Source organism: Burkholderia sp. MSMB617WGS, from assembly GCF_001532025.2.
Taxonomy (GTDB): domain Bacteria; phylum Pseudomonadota; class Gammaproteobacteria; order Burkholderiales; family Burkholderiaceae; genus Burkholderia; species Burkholderia savannae.
The window spans coordinates 879,412-895,100 of sequence record NZ_CP013458.1; the positions used below are offsets into that span (position 1 = coordinate 879,412).

The 15,689-nt window shown below is 69.2% G+C and carries 14 protein-coding genes; 10 read left to right on the forward strand and 4 right to left on the reverse strand.

The genetic code is table 11. The annotated features are described in order from the left end of the window. The 7 genes from pilP to sctC all read left to right on the forward strand — a co-directional run bounded on the left by pilP (position 1) and on the right by sctC (position 7,892). On the forward strand, positions 1-504 hold the full coding sequence (gene pilP / locus WT60_RS24310; protein WP_059670484.1) for a type IV pilus biogenesis protein PilP: 504 nt from the start codon (positions 1-3) through the stop codon (positions 502-504). Continuing rightward, positions 501-2,111, forward strand: coding sequence for an ATPase, T2SS/T4P/T4SS family (locus WT60_RS24315; protein WP_038743744.1), 1,611 nt, complete (start codon positions 501-503; stop codon positions 2,109-2,111). Before pilP ends, WT60_RS24315 begins: the two co-directional genes overlap by 4 nt. After that, positions 2,101-3,177 (forward strand): type II secretion system F family protein, encoded by a 1,077-nt coding sequence (locus WT60_RS24320; RefSeq protein WP_038743747.1) that lies wholly within the window; start codon positions 2,101-2,103, stop codon positions 3,175-3,177. The genes WT60_RS24315 and WT60_RS24320 overlap by 11 nt, the downstream gene beginning before the upstream one ends. Before the next feature lie 32 nt (positions 3,178-3,209). Beyond that, complete coding sequence (locus WT60_RS24325; RefSeq protein WP_059576079.1) at positions 3,210-3,761, forward strand: type 4 pilus major pilin; 552 nt, start codon at positions 3,210-3,212, stop codon at positions 3,759-3,761. 39 nt (positions 3,762-3,800) lie between these two features. Next, entirely contained in the window at positions 3,801-4,280 is a 480-nt protein-coding gene (gene pilM / locus WT60_RS24330) for a type IV pilus biogenesis protein PilM (protein WP_038743752.1), read from the forward strand. Next, entirely contained in the window at positions 4,280-5,965 is a 1,686-nt protein-coding gene (gene pilV, locus WT60_RS24335; protein ID WP_060356744.1) for a shufflon system plasmid conjugative transfer pilus tip adhesin PilV, read from the forward strand. Before pilM ends, pilV begins: the two co-directional genes overlap by 1 nt. A gap of 121 nt (positions 5,966-6,086) precedes the next feature. Continuing rightward, positions 6,087-7,892 (forward strand): type III secretion system outer membrane ring subunit SctC, encoded by a 1,806-nt coding sequence (gene sctC / locus WT60_RS24340; protein WP_060356745.1) that lies wholly within the window; start codon positions 6,087-6,089, stop codon positions 7,890-7,892. 106 nt (positions 7,893-7,998) lie between these two features. Here the strand turns inward: sctC and WT60_RS24345 are convergent, their stop codons facing one another. Further along, positions 7,999-8,229 carry a hypothetical protein gene (locus tag WT60_RS24345; protein WP_038743759.1) on the reverse strand — a complete coding sequence of 77 codons (231 nt, stop codon included), beginning with the start codon at positions 8,227-8,229 and terminating at the stop codon, positions 7,999-8,001. Between the two features lie 252 nt (positions 8,230-8,481). Next, the gene (locus WT60_RS24350) at positions 8,482-9,282 is read right to left on the reverse strand and encodes a hypothetical protein (protein ID WP_060356759.1); all 801 of its coding nucleotides are present in this window, start codon (positions 9,280-9,282) and stop codon (positions 8,482-8,484) included. Positions 9,283-9,363: 81 nt separating this feature from the next. Here WT60_RS24350 and WT60_RS34715 point away from each other — a divergent pair, with 81 nt between their 5' ends. After that, positions 9,364-9,705, forward strand: coding sequence for a hypothetical protein (locus WT60_RS34715; protein ID WP_059576478.1), 342 nt, complete (start codon positions 9,364-9,366; stop codon positions 9,703-9,705). A gap of 762 nt (positions 9,706-10,467) precedes the next feature. Here the strand turns inward: WT60_RS34715 and WT60_RS24360 are convergent. Continuing rightward, positions 10,468-11,877, reverse strand: a complete 1,410-nt coding sequence (locus tag WT60_RS24360) for a hypothetical protein (RefSeq protein WP_059576065.1) — start codon at positions 11,875-11,877, stop codon at positions 10,468-10,470. A gap of 846 nt (positions 11,878-12,723) precedes the next feature. Beyond that, entirely contained in the window at positions 12,724-13,680 is a 957-nt protein-coding gene (gene speB, locus WT60_RS24365) for an agmatinase (RefSeq protein ID WP_038743765.1), read from the reverse strand. Positions 13,681-13,832: 152 nt separating this feature from the next. Between speB and WT60_RS24370 the strand changes: the two genes are divergently transcribed. Beyond that, complete coding sequence (locus tag WT60_RS24370) at positions 13,833-14,747, forward strand: LysR family transcriptional regulator (RefSeq protein WP_060356746.1); 915 nt, start codon at positions 13,833-13,835, stop codon at positions 14,745-14,747. A 286-nt stretch (positions 14,748-15,033) separates the two neighbouring features. Beyond that, positions 15,034-15,477, forward strand: coding sequence for a hypothetical protein (locus WT60_RS24380; RefSeq protein WP_059576055.1), 444 nt, complete (start codon positions 15,034-15,036; stop codon positions 15,475-15,477). Positions 15,478-15,689 lie beyond the last annotated feature (212 nt).

Here is a 15,689-nt window from a genome sequence, read left to right on the forward strand (position 1 = left end):
ATGTGCGCGCTTGGCGCCGCGCTGCTCGCCGGCGCCGCGCGCGCGGCGGGGGGCCTGCCGTCCGACGACGGCGGCGCGACCGCCGCGCGGCTCACGCAACTGCAAAGCGAGACGGTGCTGCTGCAGGCGCAGTTGAAGAAGCTCGAGACCGAGCAGCAGGTGGCCGAGCGGGCCGCGCAGCTCGCACGCGTGCGCGGCGGCGCGCCGGCCGGGCAGTTCGAGGTGACGGCGATCGAGGGCGTCGGCAAGCGCGCGTTCGCGACGCTGCGGATGAACGGCGGCGCCGAATTCGAAGTACAGCGCGGCGACGCGCTGCCGGATGGCGGGCGCGTCGTCGCGATCGGGCCGCGCGCGGTCGTCGTGTCGAATCGCGGGCGCACGGTCCGGCTGTCGACGGCGTCGCCGTCGCCTTCTTACGCGGGCAATCCGTCGCTGCCGGCCGACGCGGCCGCGCCGCTGCCGACGCTGCCCTCGCTGCCTTCCCTGCCCGCGAGCGGATCATGAGCCAGGACGCGCAACGACCCGACGCGTCGGCCGTGCGCGCGACGCCGCCCGCCGTTGCCGACGCCGCGCCGCCGCGCGGCCCGCGCGCCGTCAGCGAAGCGGGCGACTTCGCCGCGAGCGTCGAGGAGCGCAAGTTCGTCTGCCTGTTCGACGACGGGCGGCTGCTCATCGCCGAAGGCCACGAGATGAATCCGTTCGTGCTGTCGTATCGCGCGCGGCTCGACCGGATGGGCCGGCCGTACCGGCCGACGCCCGCGACGCTGATGCAGGTGCGCGAGGCGTACCGGCAAAACGCCGCGGGCGGCGGCGAGCGGCTCGATCACACGGTGATGCAGGTGCTCGCGAAGGAGCTGATCGGCCGCGCGTGCCGCGAGCGCGCATCCGACATCCACATTCGCGTGCGCCGCTTCAGCACCGAGGTCTACTTCCGCGTGCACAACGAGCTCGCGCGTGTGAACGAGCACACGCGCGAGCACGGCGAGCGGCTGCTCGCGACGCTGTACGGCGCGATGACGACCGTGTCGGACAACAGCTACCGGCCGAGCGAGCGGCAGGACGCGAGCATCGGCGACCGCGACAAGCTGCCGGACGACCTGTACGGCGTGCGGATCGCGACGACGCCGACGAGCGAAGGCAGCCTGATGGTGCTGCGGCTGCTCTACAACGACGCGGGCGACGCGACCGATCTCGCGGCGCTCGGCTTCGCGCCCGGGCACGTCGCGGCGTTCCGCGCGCTGCGCGCGCAGCCGCACGGGATGAACATCATCAGCGGGCCGACGGGCTCCGGCAAATCGACGACGCTGCAGCGCACGCTCGCCGCGCAGATCGACGAATCGCGCGGCAGCCTGCACGTGATCACCGTCGAGGACCCGATCGAATACCCGATCGACGGCGCGGTGCAGACGCCGGTCGCGAACGCGCCGACCGAGGAGGCCCGCGCGCTCGCGTTCGCGGCGGCGATCACGAACGCGATGCGGCTCGACCCGGACACGATCATGATCGGCGAGATCCGCGATCGCGCATCTGGGCAGACGGCGCTGCGCGCGTCGATGACGGGCCATCAGGTGTGGACGACCGTGCACGCGAACAGCGCGCTCGCGATCGCCGACCGCCTGATCGATCTCGGCCTGCACGCACGGATGGTTACCGATCACACGGTGATTTCCGGCCTCGTCAGCCAGCGTCTCGTGAAGCTGCTGTGCCCGCATTGCAAGCTGCGGCTCGTCGATCATCCCGACCGCATCGAGCCGGGCCTCTTCGCGCGGCTGCGCGGCGCGCTCGACGGCCGGATGCAGGACGCGTGCATCGCGGGCGACGGCTGCGCGCATTGCGGCTCGGTCGGCACGATCGGCCGCACGGTCGTCGCCGAAGTGATCCTGCCGGATGCGCGGCTGTTCGAGTTCCTGCGCGAAGGCGACAAGGCCGGCGCGCTCGAATACTGGACCCGCACGCTCGGCGGGGTGACGCTCGCCGAGCACGCGCTGCACAAGATCGCGGCGGGGCTCGTCGATCCGCGCGGCGTCGAGCGGGTCGTCGGCACGCTCGCGCCGGCGGCGGGCGAAGCGCGGCAGCAGCTGTCGCTGGTCGGATTCAGCTATGGCACTTGAGCTGAATCGCCGCTGGGCGAAGCTCTGCCTGAACGCCGACGAGCGGCTGCGCGTGTATCGGAAGATCGCGAAGATGCTCGGCAACGGGCTGCCGCTCCTCAAGGTGCTCGAGGAGCTCGAATGGCGCGCGTCGCGCGAGGGCCGCAAGCCGCGCGAGCCGCTCGCGATCGTGCTGTCCGACTGGCGGCTCGCGGTGCAGAACGGCGGGATGCTGTCTGAGGCGATGGGCGCGTGGGTGCCCGCCACCGAGCAGATGATCGTCGCGGCGGGCGAGCAGGCGGGGCGCATCGAGGACGCGCTCGCGTCGGTCGCCGACATCGTGCAGTCGAGCCGCAAGATCCGCCGCGCGGTCACGGGCGGGCTCGCGTATCCGGTCGGGCTCGTCGTGATGGTGATCGGCTATCTGTACCTGTTCGGCACGCACGTCATCCCGAAATTCGCGCTGATCGCCGATCCGTCGCACTGGCGCGGCGCCGCGCGCTCGCTCTATCTGATGTCGCTGTTCGTGCAGGGCTGGATGCTCGCCGTCGTCGCGGCGCTCGCCGCGGCGCTCGTCGCGCTCGCGTGGTCGCTGCCGCGCTGGCGCGGCCCGCTGCGCATCTACGCGGACCGCGTGCCGCCTTATTCGATCTACCGGCTCGTCGCGGGCAGCGGCTTCCTGATCGCGTTCTCGGCGCTGCAGGCGTCGGGCGTCACCGTCGAGAAGGCGCTGCTCAAGATCGGCGTGGTCGCGGGGCCGTGGCTGCGCGAGCGGATCGACGACACGCTCGTCGGCGTGAAGTCGGGCCTCAACGCCGGCGAGGCGCTGCTCAACGCCGGCTATCAGTTTCCGTCGCGCGAGATCGTCGAGGATCTGTGCATCTACGCCGAATACGGCGGCTTCGACGCGGCGCTCAAGATGCTCGCCGACGAGTGGCTCGAAGAGGGCGTCGCGCGGATCGCCGCGCAGATGCGCGTGCTGAACGGCGCCGCGATCGTCGTGCTCGCGATGCTGATCGGCTGGCTCGTGACGGGCTTCTTCGGCATCCAGCAGGAAATCGCCGCGATGACGCGCGCGATGCATTGACGCCGCGCATTTTCAATCCAGGAGAAACCAACATGAAACCACTCGCTGCCCACCCCGCCTATCGACGCGAACCGGCGTTCTGCCGACGCCACCGCAAGGAGCGCGGCGCGTCGCTGCTCGAGAGCATCGCGTATCTCGGCGTCGCGGCGATCGTGATCGTCGGCGCGATCGCGCTGCTCGGGTCGGCGTTTTCGAGCGCGAATACGAACCGGCTCGCCGAGGAGCTGAATGCGATTCAGACGGGGACCAAGAAGCTTTATATGGGGCAGGTGAACAACTACGGGAGTGAGTCGCTGAATGCGAATCTCATCGCCGCGAAGGTGTTTCCGAACACGCTGCCCACCGGCGACAACGATGCCGTCTCGAATACGTGGGGCGGCACCGTCACGGTGACGGGGGCGGGACAGACTTTCACCGTCGAGTACACGAACGTTCCGCGCGACGTCTGCATCAATACGCTGACCGCCGGCGGAAACTGGTTGTCGGCCAAAGTCGGCGAGAAAGCCGTGAGCTATCCGGTTGCGCCGACCGAGGCGACGGGCGCTTGCACCGGCACCGTCACGATCGTCTGGATGTCGAACTGACGCCGCCCGAGTTTTTTTCCACCGTCCACGCCGCCGCTCATGTACGCCTTAGCCGCCGCGCTCGCCTTCGCAGCGCTCGCCGCCGTCTACGCGACGCTGCAGGGCCCGTTCGCCGTTGCCGCGCTGCAACCGTCGCGCACCGCGCAAGCGCTCGCCGACAACCTCGCCGTCTACCGCCAGGCCGCGCTCGATTACGCGCGCACGCATCCGGGCACGCGCGGCGCGGTGCCGAACGCGCAACTCGCGTTTCCGGCGTGGTATCCGGGCGCGAACCCGCTGTGGCGCAACTATGTCGAGAACGGAACCGTCGTCGCGTACGCGGCGTCGGCGCCGCCCGTGAACATCGCGGGCGAGATCGCGACGCTCGCGGGCGGCTCGCTGTTCGCGGGCGTCGCGTATCGCAACGCGGTCGTGCGTCCCGGCTACGCGAATCCGAACGTGCCGGCGAACGGCGTGCCGTTGCCCGCCGGGCTGACGATCGCGAACGGCTTGCCGGTGTGGATGGGGCAGGCGTACTGATGCGCTTCGCGTCTTCCCGCCGCCGCGCGCGCGGCTTCGCGCTGATCGAGATGCTCGGCGCGCTCGCGATCGCTGCGCTGATGCTCGCCGGCATCGCGATGTTGGTGGATACGTCGCTCGACGACGTGCGCGCGCAGCAGGCCGCGCAATACCAGGCGCAGGTGACCGCCGCGGCCACGCGCGCGCTCAAGCGCGACTACGACGCATGGCTGCAGCGCGCGAACACGCAGGCGCCCGTCGTGATGACGCTCGCCGATTTGCAGGCGACGAACGATCTGCCCGCCGCGCTGCGACCGGCGAACGCGTACGGCCAGCATACGTGCGTGCTCGTCAAGCGGACCGCGAGCGGCGCCGGGCTCGACGCGCTCGTCGTGACGACGGGCGGCGAGACGATCGGCGACAAGGAGCTCGGGCTCGTCGCCGCGAGCGCGGGGCCGGGCGGCGGCTCGATCGGCGCGCGCGTGCCGGCGGAGGCGCGCGGCGCGTTCGACGCGTGGCGCATGCCGCTCGGCGCGTACCTCGGCGGCAGCTCGCCCACGTGCGATCCGGCCGACGCCGCGCCGCCGAACGCCGGCCATCTCGCGAGCGAAATCTTCTTCAACGGCCCGGGCCAGCAGATCAACAGCGATTATCTGTATCGCGTCGGCGTCGGCGGCCATCCGGAGGCGAACGCGATGCAGGTGCCGATCTGGCTCACGCACACGTTCGTGGAAGGCAGCGCGGATGCGGCGAACTGCGGAACGGCCGGCGGCTTCGCGAACGGCAAGCTCGGCGCCGACGCGGCCGGCAATCTGCTGAGCTGCAGCAACGGCGTGTGGCGCGGCGCGGGCGGGCACTGGAAGAGTCCCGTCGCCACGGCCGGCACCCTGCCCGACGACGCATCGAACGAAGCCGGCGACGTGCGCCTCACGCTCGACACGTTCCGCGCGTACGCGTGGACAGGCGGCGGCTGGCAGGCGCTCGCGGTGGACCGCGACGGCAACATGATCGTGCCCGGCATCGTCGCGGCGAATCGGCTCGAGATCACGGGCAGCGTCGTCGTCAACACGCCGTGCTCGCCCGATCCTATGCGGCAGAACGCGGGGCTCGTGTCGATGGGCCAGGACGGGCAGGTGCTGTCGTGCCAGAACGGCATATGGCTGCCGCAATCGGGAATCAAGATCGGCGGCACCGACATGGACTGCCAGATCCTGATGGCGACGCCCGGCGCGACCGATTTCCCGCAATGCTCGAGCACCTACGCCGGTCCCTATCCGAACGGATCGCTCATCACGTACGAAGCGGACGGCACGTACACGTACACGATCGACCGGCGCGTGAAGCTCGACAACAACGGGCTCATTTCGGTGAGCGCGTACATGCACATGAGCTATGCGACGTGCGACCTGAAGGGGCGCGAAGGGCAGATGCGGCTCGTCGTCGAAATCATCGACGTGCAGGGCAACAAGGTGATCGCGCACGGCGAGGCGCAGTCGACGAAGCTGATCGAGGACGCCGCGACGATCAACGTCACGCTGAACCAGGCCGCCGAGCCGCGCGGCGGATACGTGGTCAGGCTCGCGAGCAAATGGGCGACGTACGACAGCTACGCGAAGACGCCGTGGCAGTCCACCTATTGCAGCGGCGGTCATACATTCCTCCAGACGCCGCTCGTCACGGGCTGGACCGTCAATTCGTTCTATTGAACGGGCCTTCGCCGCGCGCAGCATTCGCCGCGCGCGGCTGCGGTTAACTGCGGGGGTCTCCCATTCGCGGCGCGCGATCCGTCCGATCGACCGACGGTGCGCGCCCCCTCCGGACGGACCCATGAAGGCCAAGATTTCCGTTTTGCTGCCCCTGCTGTGCTCGCTCGCGAGCCTTTCCGCCCACGCCGCGCCGGTTCGCTGGCGCAGCGCCGAAATTCAGTACGCGGCGCAAGGCAAGGACGTGAAGGACGTGCTGCGCGATCTCGCCGCGAGCCAGAACGTCGCGGCGAACGTCGCGCCGGGCGTGAGCGGCGCCGTCAGCGGCAAGATGAAGATGTCGCCGCAGCGCTTCCTCGACACGCTCGCCGCATCGTTCGGCTTCGTCTGGTACTACGACGGCACCGTGCTGTACGTGACGCCCGCGAGCGACATGAAGAGCACGCTCGTGAAGCTCGATCACGCGAACACGGGCGACCTGCGCGACCTGCTCGAGCAGATGAAGGTTGCCGACGCGCGCTATCCGGTCACCTACAACGCGCAGCAGCGCACCGCGCTCGTCGCGGGGCCGTCGCGCTACGTCGAGCTCGTGACGAGCGTCGCCGCGCGGCTCGACGAGAATTCCGCGCGCACGGGCGGCACGACGATCCGCGTGTTCACGCTCAAGCACGCATGGGCCGCCGATCGCGACGTGAACGTCGACGGCACGACCGTGACGATGCCGGGCGTCGCATCGCTGCTGAACCGGATGTATCACCCGGGCGAAGGCAGGCATGCGTCGCAGACGACGGTCGGCAAGCCGATCGGCCGCGCCGCGCCGATGACGGATCTCGGCGGCGGACGCAGCGGCGTGCCGCCTTTGCCGCCGCTGCCGCCGTACATGCAGGCCGCGCAGGCGGGCGACGGCGCGGGCATGCCGGCGGGCGGCCTCGGCGGCCAGGGGAGCGATCCGCGTCCTGGCGGGATGATCGCCGCGGCGATCGCGAATCCGGGCGCGGCGCGCGCGCCCGACGCGCTCGGCGGCGCGCGCGCCGTGCCCGCGGGCGCGAGCGACGCGGCCGACCTGCCGGTGATCCAGCCCGATCCGCGCACGAACTCGATTCTCGTGCGCGACGCGCCCGAGCACATGGCGCAGTACCCGGACCTGATCGCGCTGCTCGACGTGAAGCCGCGCCTCATCGAGATCGAGGCGCGCATCATCGAGATCGACGAAGGCGCGCTCAGGCAGCTCGGCGTCGACTGGCGCGCGCACAACAGCCACGTCGATTTGCAGACGGGCACGGGGCTCACGTCGCAGAACGCGTATGCGAGTGGCTCGCTGAATCCGACGTTCGGCTCGATCACGCTGCCCGGCAACGATTCGGCCGGCGTGCCGGCGAGCCCGCTCGGCCTGTCGCTGACGGCCGTGCTCGGCGACGCGGGCCGCTATCTGCTCGCGCGGATCAACGCGCTCGAATCGTCGAACCAGGCGCGCACCGACGCGAGCCCGAAAGTCACGACGCTCGACAACGTCGAGGCGGTGATGGACAACAAGAAGCAGTTCTTCGTGCGCGTCGCGGGCTACACGTCGGCCGACCTGTACAGCATCTCGACGGGCGTGTCGCTGCGCGTGCTGCCGATGGTCGTCGAGGAGGGCGGACGCACGCAGATCAAGCTCGACGTGCGGATCGTCGACGGCGAGCTGTCGCAGCAGACGGTCGACAACATTCCGGTGATCGTGTCGAACGAGATCAACACGCAGGCGTTCATCGAGCAGGGGCAGGCGCTGCTGATCGCGGGCTACAAGGTGGATGCGCGCTCGAGCACGCTGTCGGGCGTGCCGGTGCTCTCGAAGCTGCCGCTCGTCGGCGCGCTGTTCCGCTCGACCGACAAGCAGGACAGCCATAGCGAGCGGCTCTTTCTCGTCACGCCGCGCGTGATCGAGCCTTGAGCAGGCGCGGCGTGGCGCGGGCGCTTCGCGCCGGCTGGCGGCCGCCGCGCGATTCACGCCGGGCGCGGCGCGGCATCGAGCATGGCCGACGCCGGCGACGCGAAGACTAATTGCGCTTGCGCGCCCGCAAGCGCACCGCCGAATCGAACAGCGCCTGAGCCCGGGCGAGCTCGTCGAGCGCGCGATCGAGGCGCGACACGGCGGCCGCGTATTCGATGCTCGAGGTCGTATCGTCCGCGTCGCCGCGAACGGCGCGAAAGGCGAGGTCGACGTTGCGCGTCGCCTCGAAGAAACGTTGTGCGGCCTGGGCTTCCCGTGAATGCGGGATGGTCGACATGGACGCTGCTCCTCTGTTGCCAAACATGACAAGCCGACGGCAAGCGCTCGCATCGCGCGACGCGCATCGGCGCGAGCCACCGAATGCAACCGCATCGTCGGCCGCCGCGAGCGGGCCCGCGTGCCGGATCGCTGCGCGTTCCGATCGGGCCGTCATGGTCGAATGGCGACCAACCGCCGACGCACGCCAACGACGTCACCTTTCATGAGTCGCCGCGCGCCGCGCGTCCGGCGCGCTCAGGCGCCCGTTGCGTCACCACGCATGGCTTGCCTGCGCGTGGGCCGCGCCGCCGAACGGCGCGACGGCCTCGACGGGCGGCAAATCGAACAGATCCCGCGTGAACCCGCGCGCCTGCTCGGCGGCGGGCCGGCTGCGCAGACGCGTGATCTGCTCGACGAACGTGCCGAAATCGCCGTCGCGCGCCGCCTTCGTGATGTCCGCGAGATCGCGCGCCTTCAGCATGCTCGGCTGCGTGAGCCGCACGAAGTACGGCGCCTCGAGCTCGACCGACAGCGCGAGCGGATAGCGCTTGCCCGTTTGCTCGGCTTCGCGGCCGACGCAATCGACGACCGCCGCGCTTTGCGCGGCGCCGAGCACCTTGCCGGTGCTCACGCTGCGCAGGTGATCGGGATGCACGCGCAGGCGCGTGCCGATGCTGAGCTCGGTCGGCGATGCGCACACGAGCGCGTAGTAATGCTCGCGGCGGCGCCCCGAAGGCAGCGTCGCGCGGCTCGTGATGAACGTGTGCGGCGGCAACTGACGCACCTGGCCGCCCGCATCGATCCACGCGTTCCATAGCAGCACGTCTTCCGGTTTTCTTTCCGCCGGCCGCGCCTTGCTCGACGCCGGCGAGAACAGCGCGATCAGCGAGCCCGTTCGATGCGCGGCGATCTGCGCGCTGTTGCCGAGCGGCTGGCCGATGCCCCACAGAAACCGCCCGCCTCCCAACCGGCGCTCCCATTCCTTTCTCAGCACGATGGTCGGGAGTTCCTCGCCGGACTCGTTACCGATCTTGGTCCAGCAAAACGTCGGGGGCAGGTGTTTCAGTGTCATCAACTCTTTCTCGGAATGCGGCCGACCGCCAGCTTCGACGATCAATTCATTAGGCGTTAATGTATATGTATAATGCATGCTATGGAAGCCCCTAAGAGACATTTTTCTGTTCAGGACCTATTGAGCCGGCTGCTGGCCGATACCCGCTCGTCCAGCGAAATAGCTAGGCTTTCGGGCGTCAGTCAGCCCACCGTCTCGCGACTCAGGTCGTCGAGCGGGCGTCGGCTGCGCAGGAGCGGGTCATTCAATAAGCTATGCAGTTTCTACGGCGTCGAGGCGCGTCAGTCGGGCCGGCTTTCGGCCCCGTACAACGATTTGCTGCGCGAGGCGATCGTCGAGGCGTGGGACGGCTCGGAAGAGCACGGCCGCGCGCTGCTCGGCGTGATCAAGGGATTGAAGGAACTGAGCGGCAAGCCGGGATGACGGCCGCTTGCGGCGCCGATGTTCGATGGCGTGCGGATTCGCGGCGCACCGTGCGGGGCGTCGCGAATCCGCACGTTCGGCGTTTGTGCGTGCAGGCTATCCGTCGTCCGCGGTGCGAGTGAACGGCGCGGCCGAACGGTTCGACGCGGATGTGCGGCTTCGTTCGGTGACGCCAGTCGCGGGAAGGCGTGGGCGTTTGCGCGTATGCGTTTGCGCGATCACGAATGGGCGATCACGAATGCATGGTCGCGAATGCATGGTCGCGATCGCGCGATCGCGAATGCGAAATCGGCGTGCGCGATCGCCAACAGGCGATCGACGCCCGCCGTGCGGATCGTGAATGGGGGCGAGGAAGAGGGCGCGTGTCGCGCGGCATGTGCAACGGCGTGGCGATTCGCGACGGAGCCGCGCCGTTGCGCGTCATGACGAGGTGTGCGGCGCGATGCGCAAGCCCGATGTGCAAGTCAATGGATTGGCCATCGATCATCGGCTCGAGCGGCACGCTCGGCGCATGTAAGCGCCTTCGACGCGTTCGGCGATCGCATGAAATCGTCGACCGAGCGCCGATCGAACGTCGATCGAACGCCGATCGATGCCGGTGAGCGCAGCGCTCGCATTCGGTCTCGCGCGGAGCATGCGCTGGCCGGTTCGACGGCGCCCGTCGCAGGGACGGTGTCGAGCGGCCGACCGGCGCGGGGTGCGCCGACCGGCCTCATGCGTCATGTCAGGCGGTTCGGCGAGTGCGAACCGCCTTTTTCACGTTTACTTGCGGCCGAGATATAGTTCGGTGCAGATGTGCGTGAAGTGCATTTGCGACGAGCTTTTGGGCGTTTGACCGTTGTCGAGAGAAGCCACGGCGACCGCATACGGGTTGTAGGTGATTCGCCAACGATCGGATGGCACCGACATCGTATGGAAGTCGCCGGTCATGCTGCCGAGGCCCTGACACTGGCCGACGTTCAGGTCGATCAGCAGGTTGCCGTTCGCATCGGTGTAGCCCGACGTTTCCGTCAACAGCGTGTAGGGGCCGTTCTGGCTCTCGCCGTCGTATGCGCGCACCCAGACGCGCTCGCCCGGCGGCAGGCGCACGTTGCCCGTCGAGTCCCACGCGATGACGCCCGCCGACACCACCCGCGCGACGTTCTCGGTGCCGCGCACGAGATGCGTGATGTTCTCGTTGTCGAGGAAGCGATAGAAGCCCGCGGTGCCCGCGCCGTCCGACACGCGCAGCGTGTAGGCTTGCGCGGCGGGTGCCGTCGCGCCCTTGTCGTAGACGCGGAACATCAGCGTCGCGCCCGCCGGCGACGTGATGTTGTACGGCGTGCCCGACGCGAGCGTGGCCCACGTGTTCGGCGCGGTTTCGAGCTCGGCCGTTTGCGTGCCCGCGCCCTTGAACGTCACGTAATTCGTCGTTTGCGTCGAAGGCACTTGCACCGCGTAGTAGTCGAAGTCCGCGACCGTGTCGAGGTTCGCGTTGATCTGCTGGTTGCCGGTCAGCCGCGTCGGATGCAGGATCGAATCGTTCGGCTCGTAGCTGTCGTAGCCCGTCGTGCCGTACACCTGGAACTGGAACGTCGCGTTGCCCGCGCCCTGCTGCGCGCTCACGAGCAGCAAGAGGCGCACCGGGCCGTTCGGGATCGCCTCGACGACCTTGTTCGGCGACAGGTCGGCCTGGCTGTCGAGCACGGTCCACGAGCCGTCTTCGTTGACCTGCACGAGATGCGCGTCGTGTTGTTCGTTTGCCGGCAGGTTCACGACGTACGCGACGATCTTCGTCGCGCTCGGCGCGACGAACTGGAAGCAGTCGGACTGGCCGGCGGGCGCGGTGGGCGCGTTGTACGCGGCGCCGATCGTCACGTCGGTGCAGCCCGCGACGGGCGGCGCGACGGTGGCGGCGGTCGCGGCGGCCGGCGCGCCGAGCGTCGATTGCCGCGTCGCGAGCGACGCGCGCGAGCCGGCCTGCCGGATCGTGCTGGCGGACAGCGTCGGCAACGGCCGCGGCAGGTTCGGCAGCGACGCGCGGCGCGCGGCGAGCTGCTCGCCGATTTTCGTCGGCTCCGCCTTGCTGATGCCGGAAACGTGCGATTGCGCGGCGATGGTCGGCGGTTGCGACCACGACGGGCTCATTGCCGCCGCGGTCAATAGTGCTGCAGCGTATTTCAGTCTTTTCATAGGGTCTCCTAGCGTGTGAGCGCGCTTGACGCGCGGCAATCATCATACGTTTGCCGGAGAAAAAAGGGGCGGGAAAGTTTCGGATTCGGGTTGGCAGGTGGAATCGGTGCCGCCGGCGGATGCATGGCGATGGGATCGGGGTGTTGCGGGCGGCTCGGAAAGCTCGCCTGGGGGCGGCGCGCGGGCGGCGTGGTCGATGCGGGATGCCGGGAGCGTGGCGGCGCGCGGGGGCGTGGGCTGTCGCGGCCGGGGTGAGGCCGCGAGATCGACCCCGCGCACCCGCATCCTGGTGACTCTGTGACTCTGTGACTCCGTGACTCCGTGACTCCGTGACTCCGTGACCTCGCGACCCCGTGACCTCGTGACCTCGTGACCCCGTGACCCCGTGACCCCGTGACCCCATGACCTCGCGACCTCGCGACCTCGCGACTTCGTGCCTCCGGCCGGACGTCGTGCGCGATGCGGGCGTTCGATGCGCGATTCGGCAAGCCAATAAGGGAGAGCGGCGCGCTCGTTCGCCCGCGCCTTGGCGAATGCGAACGCGATCTTCATCCGGTCGAGGCGACGCAGGCCGCGCTGCCGGTTCTCACGATCCTTGATCGCATGCGCGGCGATCGCGCCGGCTGCATTGCCTCAACTTATCGGCGCGTCGATGCATTGACGACGGCCGATGCGTGTTCGCGAACGGGCCGCCGAACGCCAATCGCCGCACGCCAATCGCCGAAGGCGGGCGGCGAAGTCTCGCGTTCAAGGCGAGCGCCTTCGCATGCCGTGCCGCGGCGATGCCATGCTTCGAGCCGGGTGCCCGGCGTGCGCGGTCCGCGGGCCGGAAGCTTCGTCTCTCGGCTACGAAGCGCGCCGCTTCACGCCGGGCAGCACGCAGAGCATCTCGTAAGCGAGATTCGCGCCGAGCAGCGCAGTGGTGCCGAACGGATCGTACGGCGGCGCGACCTCGACGAGATCGGCGCCGACGATGTCGAGCCCCCACGCGCCGCGCACGATCTCGAGGCCCTGCGGCACCGTGAGGCCGGCGATTTCCGGCGTGCCCGTGCCCGGCGCGTACGCGGGATCGATACCGTCGATGTCGAAGCTCAGATAGACGGGGCCGCCTTGCACGCGCGAGCGCACTTCGTCCATCAGCGGCGCGAGCGACCGGTTCCAGCATGCCTCGGCCTGGACGACGCGAAAGCCCTGGTCGCGGCACCAGTCGAAATCCTCGGCCGCGTAGCCGGTGCCGCGCAGGCCGATCTGCACGACGCGCCCGCAGTCGAGCAGGCCTTCCTCGACCGCGCGGCGAAACGGCGTGCCGTGCGCGATCTTCTCGCCGAACATCGTATCGTTGACGTCCGCGTGCGCGTCGACGTGGATGAGGCCGACGCGCCCATGCCTGCGATGCATCGCGCGCAGGATCGGCAGCGTGATCGTGTGGTCGCCGCCGAGCGTGACCGGGCGGCAGCCGTGCGCGAGGATCTCGTCGTACGCCGCTTCGATCCGCGCGATCGAATCGGCGAGGTTGTACGGGTTCGTCGCGACGTCGCCGACGTCGGCGATGCGCAGCGAATCGAACGGCGCCGCGCGCGTGGCCATGTTGTACGGGCGCAGCAGCACCGATTCGCAGCGGATCTGGCGCGGGCCGAACCGCGCGCCCGTGCGGTTCGACGTGCCGAGATCGAACGGCACGCCGACGAAGCATGCGTCGAGCTCCGCGGCATTCGGCGCTTGCGGCAGCCGCATCATCGTCGCGATGCCGCCGAAGCGGGGCATCGCGTTGCCGCTTTGCGGCTGGAAGTCGCGATTCGACATCGTCTTGCTCCTCTCGTATTGGTGGCGTCGTATCATCCATATGTGACGACAGGTAGCGTTGTACGTCGCCAAAATGGCAATTTGAATCACGACGATTCAACGTTTACATCGATGAACTTCTATGTATCGGCGGCGTGCGCCGTGGAGAAAACATGCTCGGCACCCTGACGGACCTGGACCTCCGGCTGATCCGCGTGTTCGTCGCGGTGGCCGACGCAGGCGGCGTGAGCGTCGCGCAATCGGCGCTGAACGTCAGCCAGCCGACGATCAGCTCGCAGTTGGCGACGCTCGAGACGCGCCTCGGCTTCCGGCTGTGCGAGCGCGGGCGTAGCGGCTTTCGGCTGACGACGAAGGGCGAGCGTTTCTATGCGCTCGCGAAGAAGCTGTATGCGGCCGTCGATGCGTTCAGCAGCGAAGCGCGGCACATGGACAAGACGCTCGTCGGCACGCTCGCGATCGGCCTCATCGGCCACACGCCGATCAGCGCGAATGCGCGCATCAGCGGCGCGATCGCGCGCTTCAGGCAGCGCGACGAGGCGGTGCGCTTCGTGATCTCGGTGCGGCCGCCGGGCGAGCTCGAAGAGCGGCTCTTGAGCGGCGACGTTCAGGTTGCGATCGGCTATTTCTGGCACCGCGTGCCGACGCTCGAGTACGCGCCGCTCTTCGTCGAGCGTCAGCTCGCGTATTGCGGGCGCGGCCATCCGCTCTTCGGGCGGGCGGGGCGGCTTTCGGCGGCGCGCGTCGCGGACGCCGAGTGGGCGTGGCGAACCTATCCGTCGCCGGAAGCCGAGCTGTCGACGACGCTCGCGAACGTCACCGCGCACGCCGACAACATGGAGGCCGTCGCGCTGCTGATCCTGTCCGGCCATCATCTCGGCTATCTGCCGCAGCATTTCGCCGCGCCCTACGTGAAGCAGGGGCTGCTCAAGGCGCTGAACCCCGGCGCGCTGCGCTACGACGTGACGTTCCACGTGGTCACGCAGCGGCGCGGCCGGGGCGATCCGATCGTGCAGGCGTTTCTCGACGATCTGATGGACGCGCACCGGGGCGACGCGGCGCACACGTGAGCGACGCTCGCGCGAACGGCGCGCGGCGCGCGGCGCGCGACGGCGTTCGTCGACGGCCGCGCGATTGCCGCGACGTCGAACGGGATTCGATCGCGCGAATGCATCGATGCGGCCCAACGGTGCGCGATCCGGTTTCTTTTCGCGACTGCGCGCGCGGGTGGACCCGTTCCATTTGAGCCATATCAAACCGATTTGCTGCGGCCGCACGCAGTATGCGTTCGGGCGAATGGAGTCCCGACGGCGCCGCGCTTTTGCGTGCCGGGCGGGATCGCAACGGAGCAATGCGATGGAACACAGGTACGAGCGTCGTCGAAGTCGACGGCTGGCCGCGTGGATTCATGCGGTAGGCCTGAGCGCGCTGTTCGCGGTCGCGGTGACGTGGATCGGCGCGATCGTCGATCATCCGGTCCAGCAGGCGATCGTAGACGGGATGGCGGCGCCGGAATGCGAGACGGTGCGCGCGATGCCGGCGGGCTCGCTGCTGTCTGCGACACAGCCGGACAGCGCGGTCTGCCGGTCGTTCTTTCTGTACCGCGCCGCGTACGTCGACGCGGCGAGCAGCGCGGACGGCTATTCCGCGGCCGTGATGCATGCGCGCGCCGACGAGTTCTGGCAGCTCGTCGGCTACGTGCTCGCGCTGTGGTTCGTGTTCGTCTGCATAGTCGGCGGCATCGTGCTGATCGTGCGCAGGCTGTTCGAGCAGCATGCCGGGCAGCGCAAATCCACTTGAGTCGAGACTTCGGGCCGTCGCGCCGCGCCGGCGCGGTGATCGACGCGCGGCGCGCGTTCGCGCAGCCGCATCGGACGGGCGGGCGGCACCGCCGGCGGCCGGGGGCGACGGCCGCGTGCGCGTCGTCGCGACGAAGGCGGCGCGCAATGAATGAGCGGGCGAGTTTTCCGGCGTTTCTTCCGGCCGGCGAGGGTCCGACGTTCTCGACGACG

What these genes read in the sequence shown, in the direction of transcription:
- sctC (WP_060356745.1), top strand. Translation starts at nt 6,087, where the DNA reads ATGAAGGCCAAGATTTCCGTTTTGCTGCCCCTGCTGTGCTCGCTCGCG.
- pilP (WP_059670484.1), top strand. Translation starts at nt 1, where the DNA reads ATGTGCGCGCTTGGCGCCGCGCTGCTCGCCGGCGCCGCGCGCGCGGCG.
- pilV (WP_060356744.1), top strand. Translation starts at nt 4,280, where the DNA reads ATGCGCTTCGCGTCTTCCCGCCGCCGCGCGCGCGGCTTCGCGCTGATC.
- speB (WP_038743765.1), bottom strand. Translation starts at nt 13,680, where the DNA reads ATGTCGAATCGCGACTTCCAGCCGCAAAGCGGCAACGCGATGCCCCGC.
- pilM (WP_038743752.1), top strand. Translation starts at nt 3,801, where the DNA reads ATGTACGCCTTAGCCGCCGCGCTCGCCTTCGCAGCGCTCGCCGCCGTC.
- WT60_RS24350 (WP_060356759.1), bottom strand. Translation starts at nt 9,282, where the DNA reads ATGACACTGAAACACCTGCCCCCGACGTTTTGCTGGACCAAGATCGGT.
- WT60_RS24360 (WP_059576065.1), bottom strand. Translation starts at nt 11,877, where the DNA reads ATGAAAAGACTGAAATACGCTGCAGCACTATTGACCGCGGCGGCAATG.
- WT60_RS34715 (WP_059576478.1), top strand. Translation starts at nt 9,364, where the DNA reads ATGGAAGCCCCTAAGAGACATTTTTCTGTTCAGGACCTATTGAGCCGG.
- WT60_RS24380 (WP_059576055.1), top strand. Translation starts at nt 15,034, where the DNA reads ATGGAACACAGGTACGAGCGTCGTCGAAGTCGACGGCTGGCCGCGTGG.
- WT60_RS24315 (WP_038743744.1), top strand. Translation starts at nt 501, where the DNA reads ATGAGCCAGGACGCGCAACGACCCGACGCGTCGGCCGTGCGCGCGACG.
- WT60_RS24345 (WP_038743759.1), bottom strand. Translation starts at nt 8,229, where the DNA reads ATGTCGACCATCCCGCATTCACGGGAAGCCCAGGCCGCACAACGTTTC.
- WT60_RS24320 (WP_038743747.1), top strand. Translation starts at nt 2,101, where the DNA reads ATGGCACTTGAGCTGAATCGCCGCTGGGCGAAGCTCTGCCTGAACGCC.
- WT60_RS24370 (WP_060356746.1), top strand. Translation starts at nt 13,833, where the DNA reads ATGCTCGGCACCCTGACGGACCTGGACCTCCGGCTGATCCGCGTGTTC.
- WT60_RS24325 (WP_059576079.1), top strand. Translation starts at nt 3,210, where the DNA reads ATGAAACCACTCGCTGCCCACCCCGCCTATCGACGCGAACCGGCGTTC.